16 protein-coding genes are annotated in these 18,122 nt (G+C 59.7%); 5 read left to right on the plus strand and 11 right to left on the minus strand.

The features are described 5' to 3' along the window. Position 1: 1 nt before the first annotated feature. From LT42_RS13025 to LT42_RS13035, 3 genes are read right to left on the minus strand one after another with little or no spacing between them, the layout of a single operon-like run. Positions 2-868: a carbohydrate ABC transporter permease gene (locus LT42_RS13025; RefSeq protein ID WP_037013653.1), complete on the minus strand. Its 867-nt coding sequence runs from the start codon at positions 866-868 to the stop codon at positions 2-4. Beyond that, a complete protein-coding gene (locus LT42_RS13030) occupies positions 861-1,991 on the minus strand; it encodes an ABC transporter ATP-binding protein (RefSeq protein ID WP_037013654.1) in 1,131 nt (376 codons plus the stop codon). The genes LT42_RS13025 and LT42_RS13030 overlap by 8 nt, the downstream gene beginning before the upstream one ends. Continuing rightward, positions 1,991-3,085 (minus strand): ABC transporter ATP-binding protein, encoded by a 1,095-nt coding sequence (locus tag LT42_RS13035; protein ID WP_037013655.1) that lies wholly within the window; start codon positions 3,083-3,085, stop codon positions 1,991-1,993. Before LT42_RS13035 ends, LT42_RS13030 begins: the two co-directional genes overlap by 1 nt. Positions 3,086-3,426: 341 nt before the next feature. Here LT42_RS13035 and LT42_RS13040 point away from each other — a divergent pair, with 341 nt between their 5' ends. From LT42_RS13040 to LT42_RS13050, 3 genes are all read left to right on the plus strand, one after another. Then, the gene (locus LT42_RS13040; protein ID WP_037013657.1) at positions 3,427-5,268 is read left to right on the plus strand and encodes a sigma-54-dependent Fis family transcriptional regulator; all 1,842 of its coding nucleotides are present in this window, start codon (positions 3,427-3,429) and stop codon (positions 5,266-5,268) included. Positions 5,269-5,598: 330 nt separating this feature from the next. Then, positions 5,599-5,838, plus strand: a complete 240-nt coding sequence (locus tag LT42_RS13045; protein ID WP_037013658.1) for a type II toxin-antitoxin system Phd/YefM family antitoxin — start codon at positions 5,599-5,601, stop codon at positions 5,836-5,838. Further along, positions 5,835-6,212, plus strand: coding sequence for a type II toxin-antitoxin system VapC family toxin (locus LT42_RS13050; protein WP_037013660.1), 378 nt, complete (start codon positions 5,835-5,837; stop codon positions 6,210-6,212). The genes LT42_RS13045 and LT42_RS13050 overlap by 4 nt, the downstream gene beginning before the upstream one ends. Before the next feature lie 242 nt (positions 6,213-6,454). Here the strand turns inward: LT42_RS13050 and cysS are convergent, their stop codons facing one another. Beyond that, complete coding sequence (cysS, locus tag LT42_RS13055) at positions 6,455-7,837, minus strand: cysteine--tRNA ligase (RefSeq protein ID WP_037013662.1); 1,383 nt, start codon at positions 7,835-7,837, stop codon at positions 6,455-6,457. Positions 7,838-7,847: 10 nt separating this feature from the next. Then, positions 7,848-9,545, minus strand: a complete 1,698-nt coding sequence (locus LT42_RS13060) for a glutamine--tRNA ligase/YqeY domain fusion protein (protein ID WP_037013663.1) — start codon at positions 9,543-9,545, stop codon at positions 7,848-7,850. A gap of 273 nt (positions 9,546-9,818) precedes the next feature. Between LT42_RS13060 and LT42_RS13065 the strand changes: the two genes are divergently transcribed. Further along, a complete protein-coding gene (locus tag LT42_RS13065) occupies positions 9,819-10,322 on the plus strand; it encodes a peptidylprolyl isomerase (RefSeq protein WP_037013664.1) in 504 nt (167 codons plus the stop codon). Continuing rightward, positions 10,319-11,044, plus strand: a complete 726-nt coding sequence (locus tag LT42_RS13070) for a UDP-2,3-diacylglucosamine diphosphatase (RefSeq protein WP_037013671.1) — start codon at positions 10,319-10,321, stop codon at positions 11,042-11,044. The genes LT42_RS13065 and LT42_RS13070 overlap by 4 nt, the downstream gene beginning before the upstream one ends. 678 nt (positions 11,045-11,722) lie before the next feature. Here the strand turns inward: LT42_RS13070 and LT42_RS13075 are convergent. From LT42_RS13075 to LT42_RS13100, 6 genes are all read right to left on the minus strand, one after another. After that, positions 11,723-13,255: a DHA2 family efflux MFS transporter permease subunit gene (locus LT42_RS13075; RefSeq protein WP_037013673.1), complete on the minus strand. Its 1,533-nt coding sequence runs from the start codon at positions 13,253-13,255 to the stop codon at positions 11,723-11,725. 69 nt (positions 13,256-13,324) lie between these two features. Further along, a complete protein-coding gene (locus LT42_RS13080; protein ID WP_037013675.1) occupies positions 13,325-14,590 on the minus strand; it encodes an HlyD/EmrA/EmrK family protein in 1,266 nt (421 codons plus the stop codon). Positions 14,591-14,600: 10 nt separating this feature from the next. Further along, positions 14,601-16,097 carry an efflux transporter outer membrane subunit gene (locus tag LT42_RS13085; RefSeq protein ID WP_037013677.1) on the minus strand — a complete coding sequence of 499 codons (1,497 nt, stop codon included), beginning with the start codon at positions 16,095-16,097 and terminating at the stop codon, positions 14,601-14,603. Continuing rightward, positions 16,094-16,567, minus strand: a complete 474-nt coding sequence (locus tag LT42_RS13090) for a MarR family winged helix-turn-helix transcriptional regulator (protein WP_037017236.1) — start codon at positions 16,565-16,567, stop codon at positions 16,094-16,096. Before LT42_RS13090 ends, LT42_RS13085 begins: the two co-directional genes overlap by 4 nt. Before the next feature lie 272 nt (positions 16,568-16,839). Further along, complete coding sequence (locus LT42_RS13095) at positions 16,840-17,448, minus strand: MiaE family protein (RefSeq protein WP_037013679.1); 609 nt, start codon at positions 17,446-17,448, stop codon at positions 16,840-16,842. A gap of 121 nt (positions 17,449-17,569) precedes the next feature. Next, positions 17,570-18,043 carry a DUF1289 domain-containing protein gene (locus LT42_RS13100; RefSeq protein WP_037013680.1) on the minus strand — a complete coding sequence of 158 codons (474 nt, stop codon included), beginning with the start codon at positions 18,041-18,043 and terminating at the stop codon, positions 17,570-17,572. Positions 18,044-18,122: the final 79 nt, after the last annotated feature.

The raw sequence follows: 18,122 nt of genomic DNA on the forward strand, positions 1-18,122 counted from the left end.
CTCAGTTCTTTTCGCTGTGGGTCATGGCGGTGTAGAACACCCACGAGACCAACAGAATGATCAGGAAATACACCAGCGAGAACGCCGCCGCAGGCCCCAGGTCGAACTGGCCGAGGGCCATGGTCGTCAGGGTCTGGCTGAGGAAGGTCGTCGAGTTGCCTGGACCGCCACCGGTGAGCACGAACGGCTCGGTGTAGATCATGAAGCTGTCCATGAAGCGCAGCATCACCGCGATCAACAGCACGCTCTTCATCTTCGGCAACTGGATGTGACGGAACACGGCCCAGTTGGACGCCCGATCGATACGCGCGGCCTGGTAGTACACATCCGGAATGGCGCGCAGACCCGAGTAGCACAGCAATGCCACCAGCGAGGTCCAGTGCCAGACATCGATGACCAGCACGGTCACCCAGGCGTCCGACGCGTTGGCCGCGTAGTTGTAGCTGATGCCCAGCACATCATTGAGGATCCAGCCGAGCAGACCAATGTCACCACGGCCGAAGATCTGCCAGATGGTCCCGACCACGTTGAAGGGAATCAGCAGCGGGATGGTCATCACGATCAGACAGAGTGAAGACCAGCGACCCTTGGTCGGCATGGTCAGCGCAATGGCGATGCCCAGCGGGATTTCGATCAGCAGTACGCAGCCGGAGTAGATGAACTGGCGCAGCAGCGAATCGTGCAGCCGCGGATCCTGCAGCACCTGGCGGAACCAGTCGGCGCCGACGAAGTAGCGGCTGGACTGATCGAAGATGTCCTGCACCGAATAGTTGACCACGGTCATCATCGGAATAATGGCGCTGAACGCCACCAGCAGGAACACCGGCAGGACCAGCCACCAGGCTTTGTTGTTCTGCACTTTACTCATGGGGCACCTCGCCGGCCGGCACTGGTTGGGTAGCGGCCTCCAGCAAAAATTCATCGGCGTACAGCATCAGCCACTGCGCAGGGAAACTGATCCATGCCTGGCCCTGGGGCACCGGCTTGTCTTCCTGCATGCGCACTTTCAACAGCTGGCCGGCCAGGTTGAGGGTGAGGATCTTGTAGGTCCCCAAATCCTCGACGTAGGTCACTTCAGCCTGCATGGCGTCGTCAACGGGTCCGTCCCAGACATGCACGAATTCGGGACGAATCCCGACTTTCAAGGTGCTCCACTGAGTCGCGGCCAGCCGCTGCTGCAAAGCGTCGGACAGAGGCAGATGAATGCCGCCGAAACCCACACCGCCCACCTCAGGCTTGACCTCAATGAGGTTCATGCCGGGGCTGCCGATGAAGTAACCGACGAAGGTGTGATGCGGTTTTTCGAACAGCTCGCGAGGCGTGCCGAACTGCACGATCTGACCGCCGTACATCACTGCAATCTTGTCGGCGAAGGTCGATGCCTCCAGCTGATCGTGAGTGACGTAAACCATGGTGATGTTGAACTGCTCGTGAATCTGCTTGAGCTTGCGGCGCAGCTTCCACTTCAGGTGCGGGTCAATTACGGTCAGCGGTTCGTCGAACAGAATTGCCGACACGTCATCGCGAACCAGGCCGCGACCCATCGACACTTTCTGTTTTTCGTCAGCGGTGAGGCCCTTGGCTTTCTTCTTCAACAGCGGCTGCAGGTCCAGGACATCGGCGATTTCATGCACCTTGATCTTGACCTTGGCTTCAGGCATGCCCTGATTGCGCAGAGGAAACGCAAGGTTGTCGTACACCGTCATGGTGTCGTAGACCACCGGGAACTGGAAAACCTGAGCGATGTTGCGCTCCTCCGGCGACATGTCGTTGACCACCGTCTCGTCGAACATCACCTTGCCTTCAGACGGGCTGAGCAGACCGGAGATGATGTTGAGCAGGGTCGATTTGCCACAGCCGGACGGGCCGAGCAAAGCGTAAGCACCGCCCTGCTCCCAGATGTGGGTCATTTCACGGATCGCGTAGTCTTCAGGACCTGACGGGTGGGCGCTGTAACTGTGTGCGAGTTGTTGCAAGCGGATCTCGGCCATCAGGCAACCCTCGCCATGCGCAGGCCCGGCGCCTGGATAAGGCCGCCCTGCTGATCGAATACGAACAGTTTGTGAGTCGGGATGTACACGCGAATCGGCGTGTCCACGTCGTATTCGTGAACGCCCGGCAAATGCAGCACCAGCGAGAAATGCTCGTTGCGCACGTGCAGGAATGTTTCAGAGCCGCTGATCTCGGCGAGCTCGACGGTCACTGCCAGTTCGAGGTCGTCGTCGTTGGAGGGCACCAGACTCAGATGGCTCGGGCGCACGCCGAAGCGGTAGTCGCCATCGCCGATGCGGCGCAGGTCAACGTTCAGCGGGAAGTGAGCAAAGTTGGCGAAGCTGACTTCGTTGCCTTCAATGCGACCCGGCATCAGGTTGATCGGTGGCTCGGAGAACAATTCGGCGGCCAGCACGGTTTTCGGCTGGTGATACACCTCGGGTGTTCTGCCGCTCTGGATCAGCCGGCCTTCATGCAGAATCGTCGTGGTACCGCCCAGCGCCAGCGCTTCGTTCGGCTCGGTGGTGGCGTAGATAGCAATGGTGTTGCGCGTCTCGAACAGCTGGCGCATCTCCTGCCGCAGTTCTTCACGCAATTTGTAGTCGAGGTTGACGAGAGGCTCGTCAAACAGAATCAATTCAGCGTCCTTGACCAGTGCCCGCGCCATGGCGGTGCGCTGTTGCTGGCCGCCGGACAGCTCAAGGGGGTAACGAGGGAGAAATTTCTCGATGCGCAGCATCTTGGCGGTTTCCCGCACGCGTCGGTCAATTTCCTCTTTCGACATCTTGGCCTGGCGCAGTGGCGAGGCGATGTTGTCGTAGACGGTCATGCTCGGATAGTTGATGAACTGCTGATAAACCATCGAAACATTGCGATGACGCACCGCGACATGGGTGACATCTTTGCCATTCATCAGTACCCGGCCGCTGTCTGGTTTGTCCAGACCGGCCATCAAGCGCATCAGGCTGGTTTTGCCTGATAAGGTGCGCCCCAGCAATACATTGAATGAGCCGGGTTCGAAGCTCAGCGACGCATCGTCGATCCAGATCTGACCGTCGACTGCGCGGCTGACGTGCTCAAGCGTGAGAGACATGGCGTGCCCTTTTTATTTGTTTTGTTCGGGGTGTTGCGTGTTTTGCCTTGCGGCGGGTCGTGACATTCGCCGACCGCTTGTTGGATAGCGACAATCGTGCCAATCCGCTGCACGCTCAGCCCAAGCGCTGAAAAGCCCGTGCCAGAGCGGTTATGCTGCTGATTCGCATGGAGGGGCGTTCACAGGCGAACTTAAATGAACAGCAAAGGCTGAACACTTGAACAAAATGAACGTTGACTTTGAACAATCCTGAACAACAATGGGTGGACGTTTTCGAGCAGGGATGCTCCGCCCAACCGGCATCTCGACAACAATAAGAAGTACTCGGACGGAGCCATTCAATGGCCACACCAGGCGCATCCCCCAGCCACGACACCATCATTCAGGATTCGTGGGCCCGCTGCCGCGAGTTCGGCCTTGACCACCAGTCACGCCCCTCCTTCGGCCGTCTGCCCGAACAGCAAGTGTCGCAACTGCTGGAACGTCACCATTCGCTGGTGCAAACCACCCACCAGCAAGTGCTGCCGTTTTACGAGAACATTCTGAGCAATTCCAATTGCCTGATCCTGCTTGCGGATCAACAAGGCCAGGTGCTCAACTCCTGGGGCAATAAACGCTTCGTCGAGCCGGACCAGCAACCGGGCTTCGTCGCAGGCGCCAGCTGGCTGGAGCAAGGGGCTGGCACCAATGCCATCGGTACTGCGCTTGCCTGTGAACAGGCTGTTCACATTGAACACGATGAACACTTTCTGAAAGCCAACCGCTTCATGACCGGTTCTGCCGCACCGATTTTCGATGCGTCGCGACGGATGATTGCGGTGCTCGATGTGTCCAGCGACAGCTTCCTGCCGCCTTCCCATACCCTTGGGATGGTGAAGATGATGAGCCAGACCATCGAAAACCGACTGATCCTCGACCAGTTTCAGGACGGCTATTTCCAGCTCATTTTCAATACCGGCCTCAACAATCTGGACAGCCAGTGGGCAGGGTTGCTGGTGTTCGATGAAAGCGGCCGGGTGCTGTGCGCAAATCGACGCGCTGACAATCTCCTGGGGGTCAGCTTGTTGAACGCCCATATCGAGAACCTGTTCAAGGCGCCCATTGAACATTTGCTGGATCAGGTCGAAGGCCAGCCCTTCCCGCTACAGGCGCTGGGCCATAACCGCTTTCATTGCGTGCTGAAAAGGCCCAAGGCGCCTGTTCTCAAGCTTCGGGCCGTACCTGTTACTGCGCGGGCTTCCGTTCCCACGTCGGTGGCGCTCTGCGCTGCAGATGAGCGTGTGGAGAAAGCCGCCCGTCAGGGTCAGCGGTTGCTGGAGAAGAACGTGCCGCTGCTTGTCCTGGGCGAGACGGGTGTGGGGAAAGAAGTGTTCGTCAAAGCCCTGCACCGCGCCAGCTCGCGAGCCGATCAGCCGTTGGTGGCGGTCAACTGCGCGGCGATTCCGTCGGAGCTGGTCGAGGCCGAGCTGTTTGGCTATGAAAAAGGTGCGTTCACCGGCGCTCACCACAAAGGCAGCATCGGACTGATCCGCAAGGCCGACAAGGGCACGCTGTTTCTGGATGAAATAGGCGACATGCCGCTGGCGGTTCAGGCGCGCTTGCTGCGTGTTTTGCAGGAGCGTTGCGTGCAGCCGGTGGGTAGCAGCGAGCTTTATCCGGTGGACATCCGGGTGATTTCCGCCACCCACTGCTCATTGCGTGAACATGTTCAGAACGGGCGGTTTCGGCAGGATCTTTACTACCGCATCAGCGGGCTGAACCTGGAATTGCCGCCGCTGCGTGAGCGCAGTGACAAGGCCGGGCTGGTGCTTGCCATCTGGGAACAGCACCGCGAACCTCAACAAACGGCAGGTTTCGAGCCGCAGGTAATGGAGCTGTTCGAACGTCATCCATGGCCGGGTAATTTGCGCCAGTTGAGCAACGTGATTCAGGTGGCGTTGGCGCTGGCCGACGATCAGCCGATTTCCACGGAGCATCTGCCGGAGGACTTTTTCGCTGATCTGGCGATAGGTTGCGAGAGCGTCGAGCCCGAAACAGCGTTCAACCGCAAGGCCGCGCTGGACACGCCGGAAGAGCTGAACGAGTTGCTGCAGGCGGCGGGCGGGAACATCTCGCAGCTGGCCAAGCAACTGGGGGTCAGCCGCAATACGCTGTACAAGCGGCTGCGGGAACAGGGGTTTTAGCCTGAGCCCGGCTGACATATTGCGGCGAAACTCAGCCCCTGCGAATGCCGACTTGCTGGCGAAACACAGAGCCCTGTAGGAGCCGGCTTGCTGGCGAAAACGGTGGGTCAGTGGATCACTCCATGGGTGATTCATCGCATTCGCCAGCAAGCCGGCTCCTACAGTTCCAATATCCAATCGTCCGTGCGCTGGACAGCAAACGTGATGCGGAGCGTCAGACGATGCATTCCCGAGCAGAGCGGAGAACGACCCGCACAGAATTGTAACGGCGGCTTGGTCGAGAATGAATATATGGCTATATTTGGCCAATATTTCCAGTGAGCATCCGTCATGATCATCGTTCCCCTAGGCGAGGCCAAAGACAATCTGTCAAAACTGGTGGATGACGCCGCAGCAGGCCAGACCATCACGATCGCTAAACATGGCCGCGCCATGGCACGCCTGGTTCCGATCGGGCGGCCCACCGGTAAACGCATCGGTGCTATGAAAGGTATTCTTCAACTACCCGACGACTTCGATGCACCGCTTTCTGACGCGGTGCTTGATGATTTCGAAGGCGGTCGCTCATGAGGATACTGCTGGATACTCATATTCTTCTGTGGGCTCTGACAGACGACCCGAGGCTCTCTCCCAAAGCAAAAAAACTGATTGAAACCGCTACTGAGGTTTATATCAGTGCAGCTACGTTTTGGGAGATGTCGATAAAGATCGGGCTAGGGAAGCTGACGGCCGATCTAGAGGAGATTCGCGAATACTGCCAGGACAGCGGCTTCATCGAACTTCCTGTCAGCGTGGAACATGCCATTGCGGTCAAAGATCTGGAACATCACCACCGCGACCCTTTCGACAGGCTGATCGTTGCGGCTGCCATTACAGAACCCATGAAACTTATTACCTCAGACGCGATGGTTGCCAAGTACACGTCACTGGCAGTGCTGGCCTGAAGCGACTGAACGCGGAAAGCTGCAGGTCACCAGACGTCAAGATCATCTGTGCCAGCTGAACTTCGCCACTCTGATCCTTTCCGCGAAGAGCGGGAAGAATCACGGCAAATGCATCTGCTGGCGTATGAACGGTGGGAGCGAGTTTGCTCGCGAAGAGGCTGGTACAGCCGCTAAGTATTCAGCGGCAGAAAGCCTGCTTTCGCGAGCAAGCTCGCTCCCACATAAACCGTTTACGCGGCCGATCAGTCCGCCAGACGCCAGGTCGTCCCGCCCTTGCCGTCTTCCAGCACGACGCCCATGGCGGTGAGCTGGTCGCGGATGCGGTCGGATTCAGCCCAGTTCTTGTCCGCACGCGCTTGCAGGCGGGCGGCGATCAGGGCTTCGACTTCGGCAGCGTCGACACGCCCCTCCGCGCCGGCGCGCAGGAAGTCATCGGCTTCCAGCTGCAACACACCCAATACGCTCGCCAGCTCTTTCAGCCTCGCTGCCAGACCTGCCGCTGCGTTGACATCGCTGTCGCGCAGACGGTTGATCTCGCGGACCATTTCAAACAACACGGCACAGGCTTCCGGCGTGCCAAAGTCGTCGTTCATGGCTGCAGAAAAGCGCTCGACGAATGCTTCGCCGCCTGCGGGCTCAGCGACCGGAAGCCCCTTCAGCGCGTGGTAGAACCGCTCCAGCGCACCTTTGGATTCTTTCAGGCTGTCTTCGGAATAGTTGATCGCGCTGCGGTAGTGGCTCGACACCAGCAAGTACCGCACGACTTCCGGATGATATTTATCCAGCACATCGCGAATGGTGAAGAAGTTGTTCAAGGACTTGGACATCTTCTCGCCATTGATGCGGATCATGCCGCAGTGCATCCAGGCATTGGCGTACGTCTTGCCGGTCGCGGCTTCGCTCTGGGCAATCTCGTTTTCATGGTGCGGAAATTCGAGATCGCTGCCGCCGCCATGAATGTCGAACGTCTCACCGAGGCAGCAGGTGGACATCACCGAGCACTCAATGTGCCAGCCCGGACGCCCGGCCCCCCACGGCGATTCCCAGCTGGGCTCGCCCGGTTTGACGCCCTTCCAGAGGACAAAGTCCAGTGGATCGTCCTTGGCTTCGTCCACCTCGATCCGGGCGCCGATGCGCAAATCTTCGATTTTCTTGCGTGACAGCTTGCCGTAACCGAGGAATTTGCCGACGCGGTAGTACACGTCACCGTTGCCCGGCGCGTAAGCGTAACCCTTGTCGATCAGGCTCTGGATCATGTCATGCATGCCGCCGATGTAATCGGTGGCGCGCGGTTCCATGTCCGGCTTGAGGATGTTCAGCCGCGCTTCGTCCTCGTGCATCGCGTCGATCATGCGCGCGGTCAGGGCATCGAACGCTTCGCCGTTTTCACGGGCGCGATTGATGATCTTGTCGTCGATGTCGGTGATGTTGCGCACATAGGTCAGGTCGTAGCCGCTGAAACGCAGCCAGCGAGTCACCAGATCGAAGGCCACCATGCTGCGGCCGTGGCCAAGGTGGCAATAGTCGTACACGGTCATGCCGCAGACGTACATGCGCACCTTGTTGCCATCCAGCGGCTTGAAGACTTCTTTGCTCTTGCTGAGCGTGTTGTAGATAGAAAGCACGTTGCCTACCTTAGCTCCACGAATCGCGGAGCGTCACAGTCCGGTTAAACACCGGATGACCGGGTTTCGAGTCCTTCAGGTCCGCGCAGAAATAACCTTCGCGTTCGAACTGGAAACGGTCTTCCGGCTGAGCATCAGCCAGCGACGGTTCGGCACGACAACCGGTCAGGACCTGCAGCGAGCCCGGGTTGATGTTGTCCAGGAAGGTCTTGCCCTCTTCTGCTTTCTCGGGGTTGGCCGACAGGAACAGGCGGTCGTACAGACGCACTTCGCATTCGATGCTTTCGGCTGCCGGAACCCAATGCACGACGCCTTTGACCTTGCGGCCTTCAGGGTTCTTGCCCAGGGTTTCCGGGTCGTAGGAGCAGCGCAGTTCGACGATGTTGCCGTCGGCGTCCTTGATGGCTTCGTCGGCGCGAATCACATAGCTGCCACGCAGGCGCACTTCGCCGTTCGGTTCCAGACGCTTGTAGCCCTTGGGCGGCTCTTCCATGAAATCGTCGCGGTCGATGTAGATCTCGCGGGAGAACGGCAGCTTGCGCACGCCCAGCTCCTCCTTCTGCGGGTGACGCGGCAGTTCGAGGTGATCGACCTTGCCTTCCGGGTAGTTGGTGATGACAACCTTCAACGGTCGCAGCACACACATGGCGCGCGGGGCGTTGTGGTCCAGGTCCTGACGGATGCTGAATTCCAGCATGCCGAAGTCGACCACACCGTCGGAGCGGTTGGTGCCGATCATTTCGCAGAAATTGCGGATCGACGCCGGGGTGTAACCGCGACGGCGGAAGCCCGACAGCGTCGACATGCGCGGGTCGTCCCAGCCGTGCACGTGTTTTTCATCGACCAGCTGCTTGAGCTTGCGCTTGCTGGTGATGGTGTAGTTCAGGTTCAGGCGCGAGAACTCGTACTGGCGCGGCTTGCACGGCACCGGCAGGTTGTCGAGGAACCACTCGTAAAGCGGGCGATGGCTCTCGAACTCCAGGGTGCAGATCGAATGGGTAATGCCTTCGATGGCATCCGACTGACCGTGGGTGAAATCGTAGATCGGGTAGATGCACCACTTGTCACCGGTCTGGTGGTGGTGAGCGTGGCGAATACGGTAGAGGATCGGATCGCGCAGGTTCATGTTCGGCGAAGCCATGTCGATTTTCGCGCGCAGGACACGAGCGCCGTCTTCGAACTCGCCGGCTTTCATGCGGCTGAACAGGTCAAGGTTTTCCTCGACGCTGCGCTCGCGGAACGGGCTGTTCTTGCCGGGTTCGGTCAACGTGCCGCGGTATTCGCGAGCCTGTTCGGGGGTCAGGTCGTCGACGTAGGCCTTGCCCGCCTCGATCAGATTGACCGCCCAGGCGTACAGCTGGTCGAAGTATTGCGAGGCATAGCGCACTTCGCCGGACCACTCGAAGCCCAGCCATTTGACGTCGCTTTCGATCGCGTCGATGTACTCCTGGTCTTCCTTCGCCGGGTTGGTGTCGTCGAAGCGCAGATGCGTCACGCCGCCGAATTCCTGAGCCAGACCAAAGTTGACGCAGATCGACTTGGCATGACCGATGTGCAGGTAGCCATTGGGCTCCGGCGGGAAGCGGGTCACGATCTGGGTGTGCTTGCCCGAATCCAGGTCAGCCTGCACGATCGGGCGCAGGAAGTTGGTTGGAATTGCAGGGCCTGCCTTGGAGTTCGCAGCGGCGTCTTGAGTGGGCTTGCTCATAGGATCCTTGTACGGGTCGCGGCCAGGAAGGCCGGTTAAATCAAAGCGCCTATCATAGCCGAAGCTGTCAAGCCCCTGACAGCGCGCCGTGACAAAACTGCGGAGATGGGCTTGAGGCCGGTTGCCACGGCCGTTCAATCGCAACTACCCGTCCTGCGGCTAGCCTCTGTAAACTACACGCCTGGGGTGAACCTGCAACTGTGGCCCGTCACGACGTGCGCCCGGTTCTGCGCTCACCACCTCCCACCACGACTTCAAAGAGCGAGCTGACACATGTCGAAAGTAAAGCTGACCACCAATCACGGTGAAATCGTTCTGCAATTGAACGCTGACAAGGCCCCGCTGACCGTTGCCAACTTCCTCGAATACGTCAAGGCCGGCCACTACGAGAACACGGTCTTTCACCGCGTGATTGGCAATTTCATGATCCAGGGCGGCGGCTTCGAGCCGGGCATGAAAGAGAAAAAAGACAAGCGTCCGAGCATCCAGAACGAAGCCGACAACGGCCTGCCGAACAAGAAGTACTCGGTGTCCATGGCCCGCACCATGGAGCCGCATTCAGCCTCCGCGCAGTTCTTCATCAACGTCGCCGACAACAGCTTTCTCAACCACACGGGCAAAACCGTACAGGGCTGGGGCTATGCGGTGTTCGGCGAGGTGGTGGAAGGCACTGATGTGGTCGATAAGATCAAGGGCGTCGCCACTACGTCCAAGGCGGGACATCAAGACGTGCCGGCTGAAGACGTAATCATCGAGAAAGCCGAGATCGTTGAGTGATATTGCTGATCTCCGACCTTCACCTTGAAGAAGGACGCCCGGACATCACCCGGGCGTTTCTCGGTCTGCTGGCCGGGCGCGCACGCACCGCCGAATCACTTTATATTCTCGGGGATTTTTTCGAGGCCTGGATCGGTGACGACGCCATGTCGCCGTTTCAGCGCTCCATCTGCCAGGCATTGCGCACATTGAGCGACAGCGGCACGAAAGTCTTTCTGATGCATGGCAATCGCGACTTCATGATCGGCAAGGCGTTTTGCAAAGCGGCCGGCTGCACCTTGCTCAAGGACCCGAGCGTCGTAAATTTCAATGGCGAACCGGTGTTACTGATGCACGGCGACAGCCTGTGTACGCGGGACGAGGCCTACATGCGCATGCGCCGCTACCTGCGGCATCCGCTGACGCTGTGGGTGCTCCGGCATCTGCCGTTGAGTACGCGGCACAAGTTGGCCCGCAAACTGCGCAGCGAAAGCCGTGCGCAGACGCGGATGAAGGCCAACGACATTGTTGATGTCACGCCCGACGAGGTCGTGCGCGTGATGGCCGAATCCGGGGTACAGACGCTGATCCACGGCCACACCCACCGGCCTGCGGTTCATGACGTGCAGCTCGACGGCACTACAGCCCAACGCATCGTGCTGGGTGACTGGGACCGCGAAGGATGGCTGCTTCGGATCGATGAACAGGGCTTTCACCTGGAATCGTTCGAATTCGAGCCGTAGTCGGTTTTTGGTTAATGAGTAATAGCCGGGTTAGCCGGACATCAAGGCTGGACACAAACTGCCCCCGGGCGATGCCCTGCAGGAATGCAGATTGTCGCCGGACACCGACCTGTTAGGAATGCAGGTTCATCGCCGGACATCGACCTGTTAGGAATGCAGGTTCATCGCCGGACACCGACCTGTAGGAGCGCGCTTGCCCGCGAATCGCGGTGGGTCATTCAGGCAAGTAGCGTCTGAGAAAACGCATTCGCGGGCAAGCGCGCTCCTACACTGATCTTCGCCAGTCGTGGCTGTTGTGGCGCCTCACCCACATCGAATGCGCCGCCCCCTGCAGTAGAGCATTCAGAGCTGAAACGTCTGGCACAACGCAATTCATGGGCAAATGCGTTCCCGCGACAGCCGGGTTGGCGACAGGTCAGGGTCGGATGCAGGCTTATCGCTGGACACAGACCTGTAGGAGCGCGCTTGCCCGCGAATTGCGGTGGGTCGTTCAGACAAGTCGCGTCTGAGAAAACGCGTTCGCGGGCAAGCTGCTCCTACAAAGATCTACGTTGGTCACAGATGAGGCGGCACATCCGTTAAAGCCGCATTCACAAGGTTGCGACCGGGTATTCCCGGGCGCTCACGGACAGGCAACACGCCGGTAAGGGCGAAGCAGTTGCGCAGCCCGGCGGACGATCAATGCCCTCCCCCAGGCGCCGCCTTCGCTGTGAACGGCGGTTTGGCCAGCCAGATGATCAGGATCAGCGACAGAAAGATCCAACCCATCATGTAGAAGTAGTCCACGGTCGACATCATGTAGGCCTGGCTGGTCACCATCGAATCAAGCTGCGCATAGGCCTGATTACTCGCCCCGCCCAGGGTTTCGAGTGCGTGCCGTGTCGTGGGCTCGTAGGCGTTCACGCTCTCGCTGAGATACGCGTGATGCTGGTCAGCCCGGCGTATCCAGATCCACGTGGTCAACGAGGCCGCGAAGCTGCCACCCAGGTTACGCAAGAACGTCGCAAGGCCCGAGCCGTCCGCAATCTGCGAAGGCGGCAAGTCAGACAGCAGGATGCTCAAGGTCGGCATAAAGAACAGCGCCACGCCCGCCCCCATGAACAATTGCACCAGCGCGATGTGGGTGAAATCCACCTGACTGGTGAAATCCGCCCGCATGAAACAACTCAGGCCGATGGCCAGGAATGCCAGGCCGGCCAACAGACGCAAATCGAATTTGTGGGCATAGCGGCCGACGAAGGGCGACATCAGCACCGGTAGCACCCCGAGCGGCGCCACCGCCAGCCCCGCATAGGTGGCCGTGTAGCCCATCTGCGTCTGCAGCCACTGCGGCAGGATCAAGTTGATACCGAAGAACCCGGCGTAGCCCAGCACCAGACAGATGGTCCCGAAGCGGAAATTGCGGAAGGCAAACAGCCGCAGGTTGACCACCGGATGATCGTCGGTCATTTCCCAGATCACAAACACCGCCAAGCCAATCGCCGAGATAACCGAACCGATGATGATGAAGTTCGATTCAAACCAATCCAGGTCGTTGCCCTTGTCGAGCACGATCTGCAGGGCGCCGACCCCGATGATCAACGTGATCAGACCCACATAATCCATGGGTTGCCGGCTGGTGGTCACCGGCCGCGTGGCCATCTGCTGACGAACGACAAAGGCGGCGAACAGACCGATCGGTACGTTGATGAAGAAAATCCACGGCCAGCTGTAACTGTCAGTGATCCAGCCGCCAAGGATCGGCCCGGCGATGGGCGCCACGACCGTCACCATGGCCAGCAATGCCAATGCCATCCCCCTTTTCGCCGGGGGATAAACCGCGATCAGCAGCGTCTGGGTCATGGGGTACAACGGACCGGCCACCATGCCCTGAATAACCCGAAAGCCCACCAGTTCAGGCATCGACGTCGAGATGCCGCAGAGGAAGGACGCCGTCACGAACAGCAATGTGGCCCACAGAAACAGCTTCACTTCGCCGAAGCGCCGACTGAGCCAGCCGGTCAGCGGCAATGCGATGGCGTTACTGACCGCGAACGAGGTAATGACCCACGTGCCCTGCTCCGAGCTGACGCCCAGGTTGCCGGAGATGGTCGGCAAGGCCACGTTGGCGATCGTGGTGTCGAGCACTTGCATGAACGTCGCCAGCGACAGGCCGATGGTGGTCAGCAACAGGCTTGGCGGCGTGAAAGAAGCGGGAGCGTTATTACTCATCGCGAATCCTTTGACACTCGAAGATCACCCAGGCCCGCGTGAACGGGTCTGGGGAGATGGATTGGCGAATCAGCGCTGAGCGGTCTTGCCGCTCGAAGAGGCGCTGTTTTCGTGGATCACGCGTGCAATGAGCGTGTCGGCATCGGCCAGTTGCCTGGCATAGACGTCGGTGGTGAACAACGGCTGTTTAGGCGCTTGCTGCGCCAGTACCGGACCGCTCTGGTCGTGCAGGTTCACGTCAACGGTGGTCGACAGGCCGATTCGCAACGGGTGCTTCGACAGCTCGTCAGCATTGATGTGAATGCGCACCGGCACCCGCTGCACGATCTTGATCCAGTTACCCGTGGCGTTTTGCGCGGGGAGCAAGGCAAACGCACTGCCAGTACCGGCGCCGACGCTGTCTACGGTGCCGCTGTACTTGACGTCGCTGCCGTACAGATCCGCTTCGATGTCCACCGGCTGGCCGATCCGCATCTGGCCCAGTTGGGTTTCCTTGAAGTTGGCGTCTATCCACAGCTGGTCCAGCGGAATCACCGCCATCAGCGCAGTGCCCGGCTGCACCCGCTGGCCCAGCTGCACCGTGCGCTTGGCGACATAGCCGGTGACCGGCGCGATCAGCGTGCTGCGCGCGTTACTCAGATAGGCCTGACGCAACTGTGCGGCGGCGGATTTCACGTCCGGGTGCGAAGACACCTGTGTGTCGTCCACCAGCGCGGTACTGGTGGCCAACTGCTGCTGGATGTTGGTCAACGCGTTCTGTGCGGTGGTCAGGTCATCCTTGGCGTGGGACAGCTCTTCCTGGGAAATCGCCCCGCCCGCCGCCAGACTGCGACGACGGTTGTAGTTATCCTGGGCTCTCTGAACCTCAGCCCGCTGAGCGGCCAGTTGCGCTTTCATGCCATCGACGTTGCTGTACAGACCGCGCACCTGACGCACCACTTTAGCCAGGTTGGCTTCGGCACTTTGCAGCGCGACTTCGGCATCGTTGGGGTCGAACTGGACGAGCACCTGACCTTCACGAACCAGGTCGCCATCGTCAGCGCCGATACTCACCACGGTGCCGGTGACCTGCGGAGTGATTTCCACCACGTTGCCGTTCACATAGGCATCGTCGGTGCTTTCGCTCCAGCGCCCGTACATTTCGTACCAGGCCCAAACGCCAATCACCCCGAGTACGACCACCAACAGCAGGCCGAGTAGCAGCAGCTTGCGCTTGCGCGGGTTTTTCGTCGGTGTGTTCTGACCGGCTTTGTTGTCGGCACCTTTCCCGGCGTCAGGACCGGTGCTGTCCTTTTGTTCGTGTGTAGCGTTGTTTTCGGTAGTGGCAGTGGCCATGTCGATTACCTTAATGAGTCATCGAAGCAGTTGACGGGACGTCCGGGGCGGCGTTGTCGCCGGGCTTGCTGTCTTCAAAGCCTCCCCCGAGGGCCTGCATCAACTGGATCGAAAGATCGATTCGTTCCGCGTTGAGATCAGCCTGTTGGCGTTGCGATTGCAGCAGTTGTTGCTCGACGCTCAGGACGTCCAGGTAATTGCCGATGCCCGATGAGTAGCGCTGAACGACGGTGTCGTAGGATTTCTGAATCACATCGGTCGCCTGCTGACGCGCCTCGATCTGACGGCGGATGTCACGCAACTGGCCGATGCCATCGCTAACATCGCCCAGCGCCCGGACCAGTGTCTTGTTGTACTGCGCCACTGCGAGGTCGTAGTCGGCGTCCCGAGCGTCAAGGTCGGCACGGCGACGTCCGCCGTCGAAAATAGGCAGCGAGACCGTCGGCGCAACATTGAAGAAGCGACTCGCCGAACCAAACATTGCATCGCCCAGCAGCGACTCGGCGCCTGCAGAGGCGCTGAGGTTGAGGTTGGGGTAAAAGTTGGTCTTGCTGACGTCGATGTTTTTGCTTGCCGCCTCAACCCGCCAGCGCGCTGCCACCAGGTCCGGGCGACGGCCTAGTAACTCGGCGGGCACCACTGAAGGCAGGGCCACGACAGCAGGTTGCAGCACCGCAGGCCGACGCAGTTGTTCGCCACGGTCCGGGCCTTTGCCCATGAGCACGGCCAACTGGATTTTGGCGCTGCGCAGGCTCTTGTCCGCGTCCGCCAGCGATTCGCGAGAGTTGGCTTCCAGGCTCTGGGTCTGCTCGTACTGGTATTCGCTGTCGATGCCCGACTTGAAACGCCGTGCGCCCAAATCCAGCAGTTGACTCGTGCGCTTGAGGTCTTCAGCCGCCAGATCGCGGACGATGTAGGCCTGGCCCAGGTCGCTGTAGGCGCGGGCCACGTCAGCGGCGAGGGTCAATTGCGCCGCTTGCTGATCGACTTCGCTGGCGCGGGCCTGCCCCAACGCCGCTTCCCAGGCTGCACGCTGGCCACCCCACAGATCAAAGTTGTAATTGAAGCCCGCGCTCAAGCTGCGCAAGGTGCTGTAACGGCCGCCTGCGCCAGTCGGATCCTGATCGCGGGCCAGACGCGAGCGACTGATGCTGGCGTCGGCATCGACGGTCGGCATGCGTTCGGCATCGGCGGCATACGCCTGCGCGGTCGCCTGATGCGTGCGAGCAGCGGCAATTTGCATGTCCGGGCTGTCGCGCAACGCTTCGGTGATCAGCGTGTTGAGCTGTGGATCGCCGAGGCTGGTCCACCAATCGCGCTTTGGCCAGGCCGCCGGCGAGAGCTGAATGCCGTTGAGGCTTTGGGCGGTTTGCAGGTGGTTGGCATCAATGCCGACGCCTTCGGTCTTCAGGCCTTTGGAGGTGGCGCAACCGGCCAGGACCAGCGCCACGAATACCAGACTCAGGGACGTGCGCAGGGTCGAACCCTGCTGGATATGAGTGCTCATCGTTCGGCAATCCGGGCAATCGTGATGGGGTCGCCCGAGGCAACCAGAATTTTCGTCAGAATCTTTTCCAGCGCCAGCAGCTCGCTGTCTTCCAGCACCCCGACCATCTCGTTCATCGCGTGTGCGCCGATTTCCGGCAACAGGTCGGAGAGCGCCCTGCCTTCATCGGTCAGCACCAGTTGCACCTGACGGCGATCCGCCTCGGAACGGGCGCGGGACAACAGGTTTTTCTGCTCCAGACGGTCGAGCATGCGGGTCATGGAACCACTGTCCAGGTTCAGCATGCGACAGATGTCAGCCGGGGTTTCGGCGCAGAAGCGCGCGATCATCACCAGCACTTTGAACTGCTGCGCGGTGACGCCGTGGGGCTCCAGATGCCGATCGAGGATGCGATTTTTCAGCTGTTCAGTCCGGCCGAGCAACATGCCAAGGAGGCTGTCGTGGAAATTCTCGGGGGTAAAATGTGCCATTTGGTAGCCACCCATTATCTGCTTAGGCAGTGAATGGGAAGGATCTTACTGCCTAGGCAGTAAACACACAATGAAACAATATTTAAGGTGTACTGATTCGGACGAACGTGATTCGACGGATTGACGAGGCGTTTTTATGCAGTGGCAGCGGCCTCCGTAGAAGCCGGCTTGCTGGCGAACGCGAGCGCGGTCGGTCAGACGCTAAGAATGTCGGGGGGAGACCGATTCGCGGGCAAACGCGCTCCTACGAATCGGTGTTTGCCCTAAAAGGCTTAAGCCGCCGGTACACCGCTGTGGAAGCGGAAGTCTTCATCGGGGCTTTCGATCAGCTCGCGCTCGGCGAGGCGGATTTCTTCGATTTTGGCGTCGACGTCCGCCGCAGTGCCATAGGTGTAAGCCAGCTTCAGGTAGTCCTGAAAATGACGGGCTTCGGATTTAAGCAGGCTGGCGTAGAACTTCGCCAGGTCTTCATCCAGATGCGGCACCAGCGCGGCGAAACGTTCGCACGAGCGTGCTTCCACGATGGCGCCAACCACCAGCGCGTCGGTCAGCCGGTAAGGGTTATGGGTGCGCACGAGTTTGCGCAACGAACCGGCATAACGCGCGGAGCTGATGTTGGCCATCGGAATGCCGCGCTTCTTGATGATGCCGATGACTTGCTCGAAGTGGCGCAGCTCCTCGCGGGCCAGCCGGGACATTTTGGCGAGCAGGTCAAATTTGTCGTTGTACTGAAACATGAACTGAAACGCCGCGCCGGCGGCTTTCTTTTCATTGTTGGCGTGGTCAATCAGCAGGATATCCAGGTTCTGCAAGGCAGCCTGCACCCAGCTGTCCGGGGTGGGGCAAAGCAGGAAAGCGTCGACGTCTGGATAGGTCTGCATGGGTTCACAAAATAGCGGGTTGGGAAAGGCGCAGCATTATACGGAGCCTGACGGACAGAACCAGCCTGCCTGGCAGTGACAGCCGGGAATTTTCGCCTGCCCCGCTGCCGGGCCGAAACGATCAGCGCGCGCCCATCGCGTCCCTCAGGAAACCCGGCGCGATGTAACGCTCGTAATGCGCTTCGGACAGCAGGAAGAATTCCCGATCAATGGCATCGCGCAGTTCGGGCAGTGACCAGTCGCGAAACTCCGGCAGCAGCACCATGCCGTATGCGTCCAATTGGTTGATCACCCGAGCGCCCCGCGCAATCAACTGATAAGCCCAGCAATATTCCGACTGGTGCGGGACGAAGCGGATCTTGCGTTGTTCCAGCTGCTGGCGCAGCTTCACGGGGTCGAAGACCTCGACCTTCGCCGCCATGACCTGCACCAGCAGCTGTTCAAGGCGCAGCCAGACCGCGCGTTTTTCGTCTTCGTTGTAACCGTTCCAGTGGATGACTTCGTGATGGAAACGCTTGCATCCCCGGCACACAAGGTCCCCGTAAACGGTGGAGCAGAGGCCCACGCAGGGCGTTTTGATGATCTGATTGGGCATGGCAAAACAACACGACGGCGAACGGAACAAGCCGGCATGTTAGCCCTTTGTCTAACGAGGTACACCCTTCAACCTGTGG

This window comes from Pseudomonas lutea (assembly GCF_000759445.1).
Classification (GTDB): Bacteria; Pseudomonadota; Gammaproteobacteria; order Pseudomonadales; family Pseudomonadaceae; genus Aquipseudomonas; species Aquipseudomonas lutea.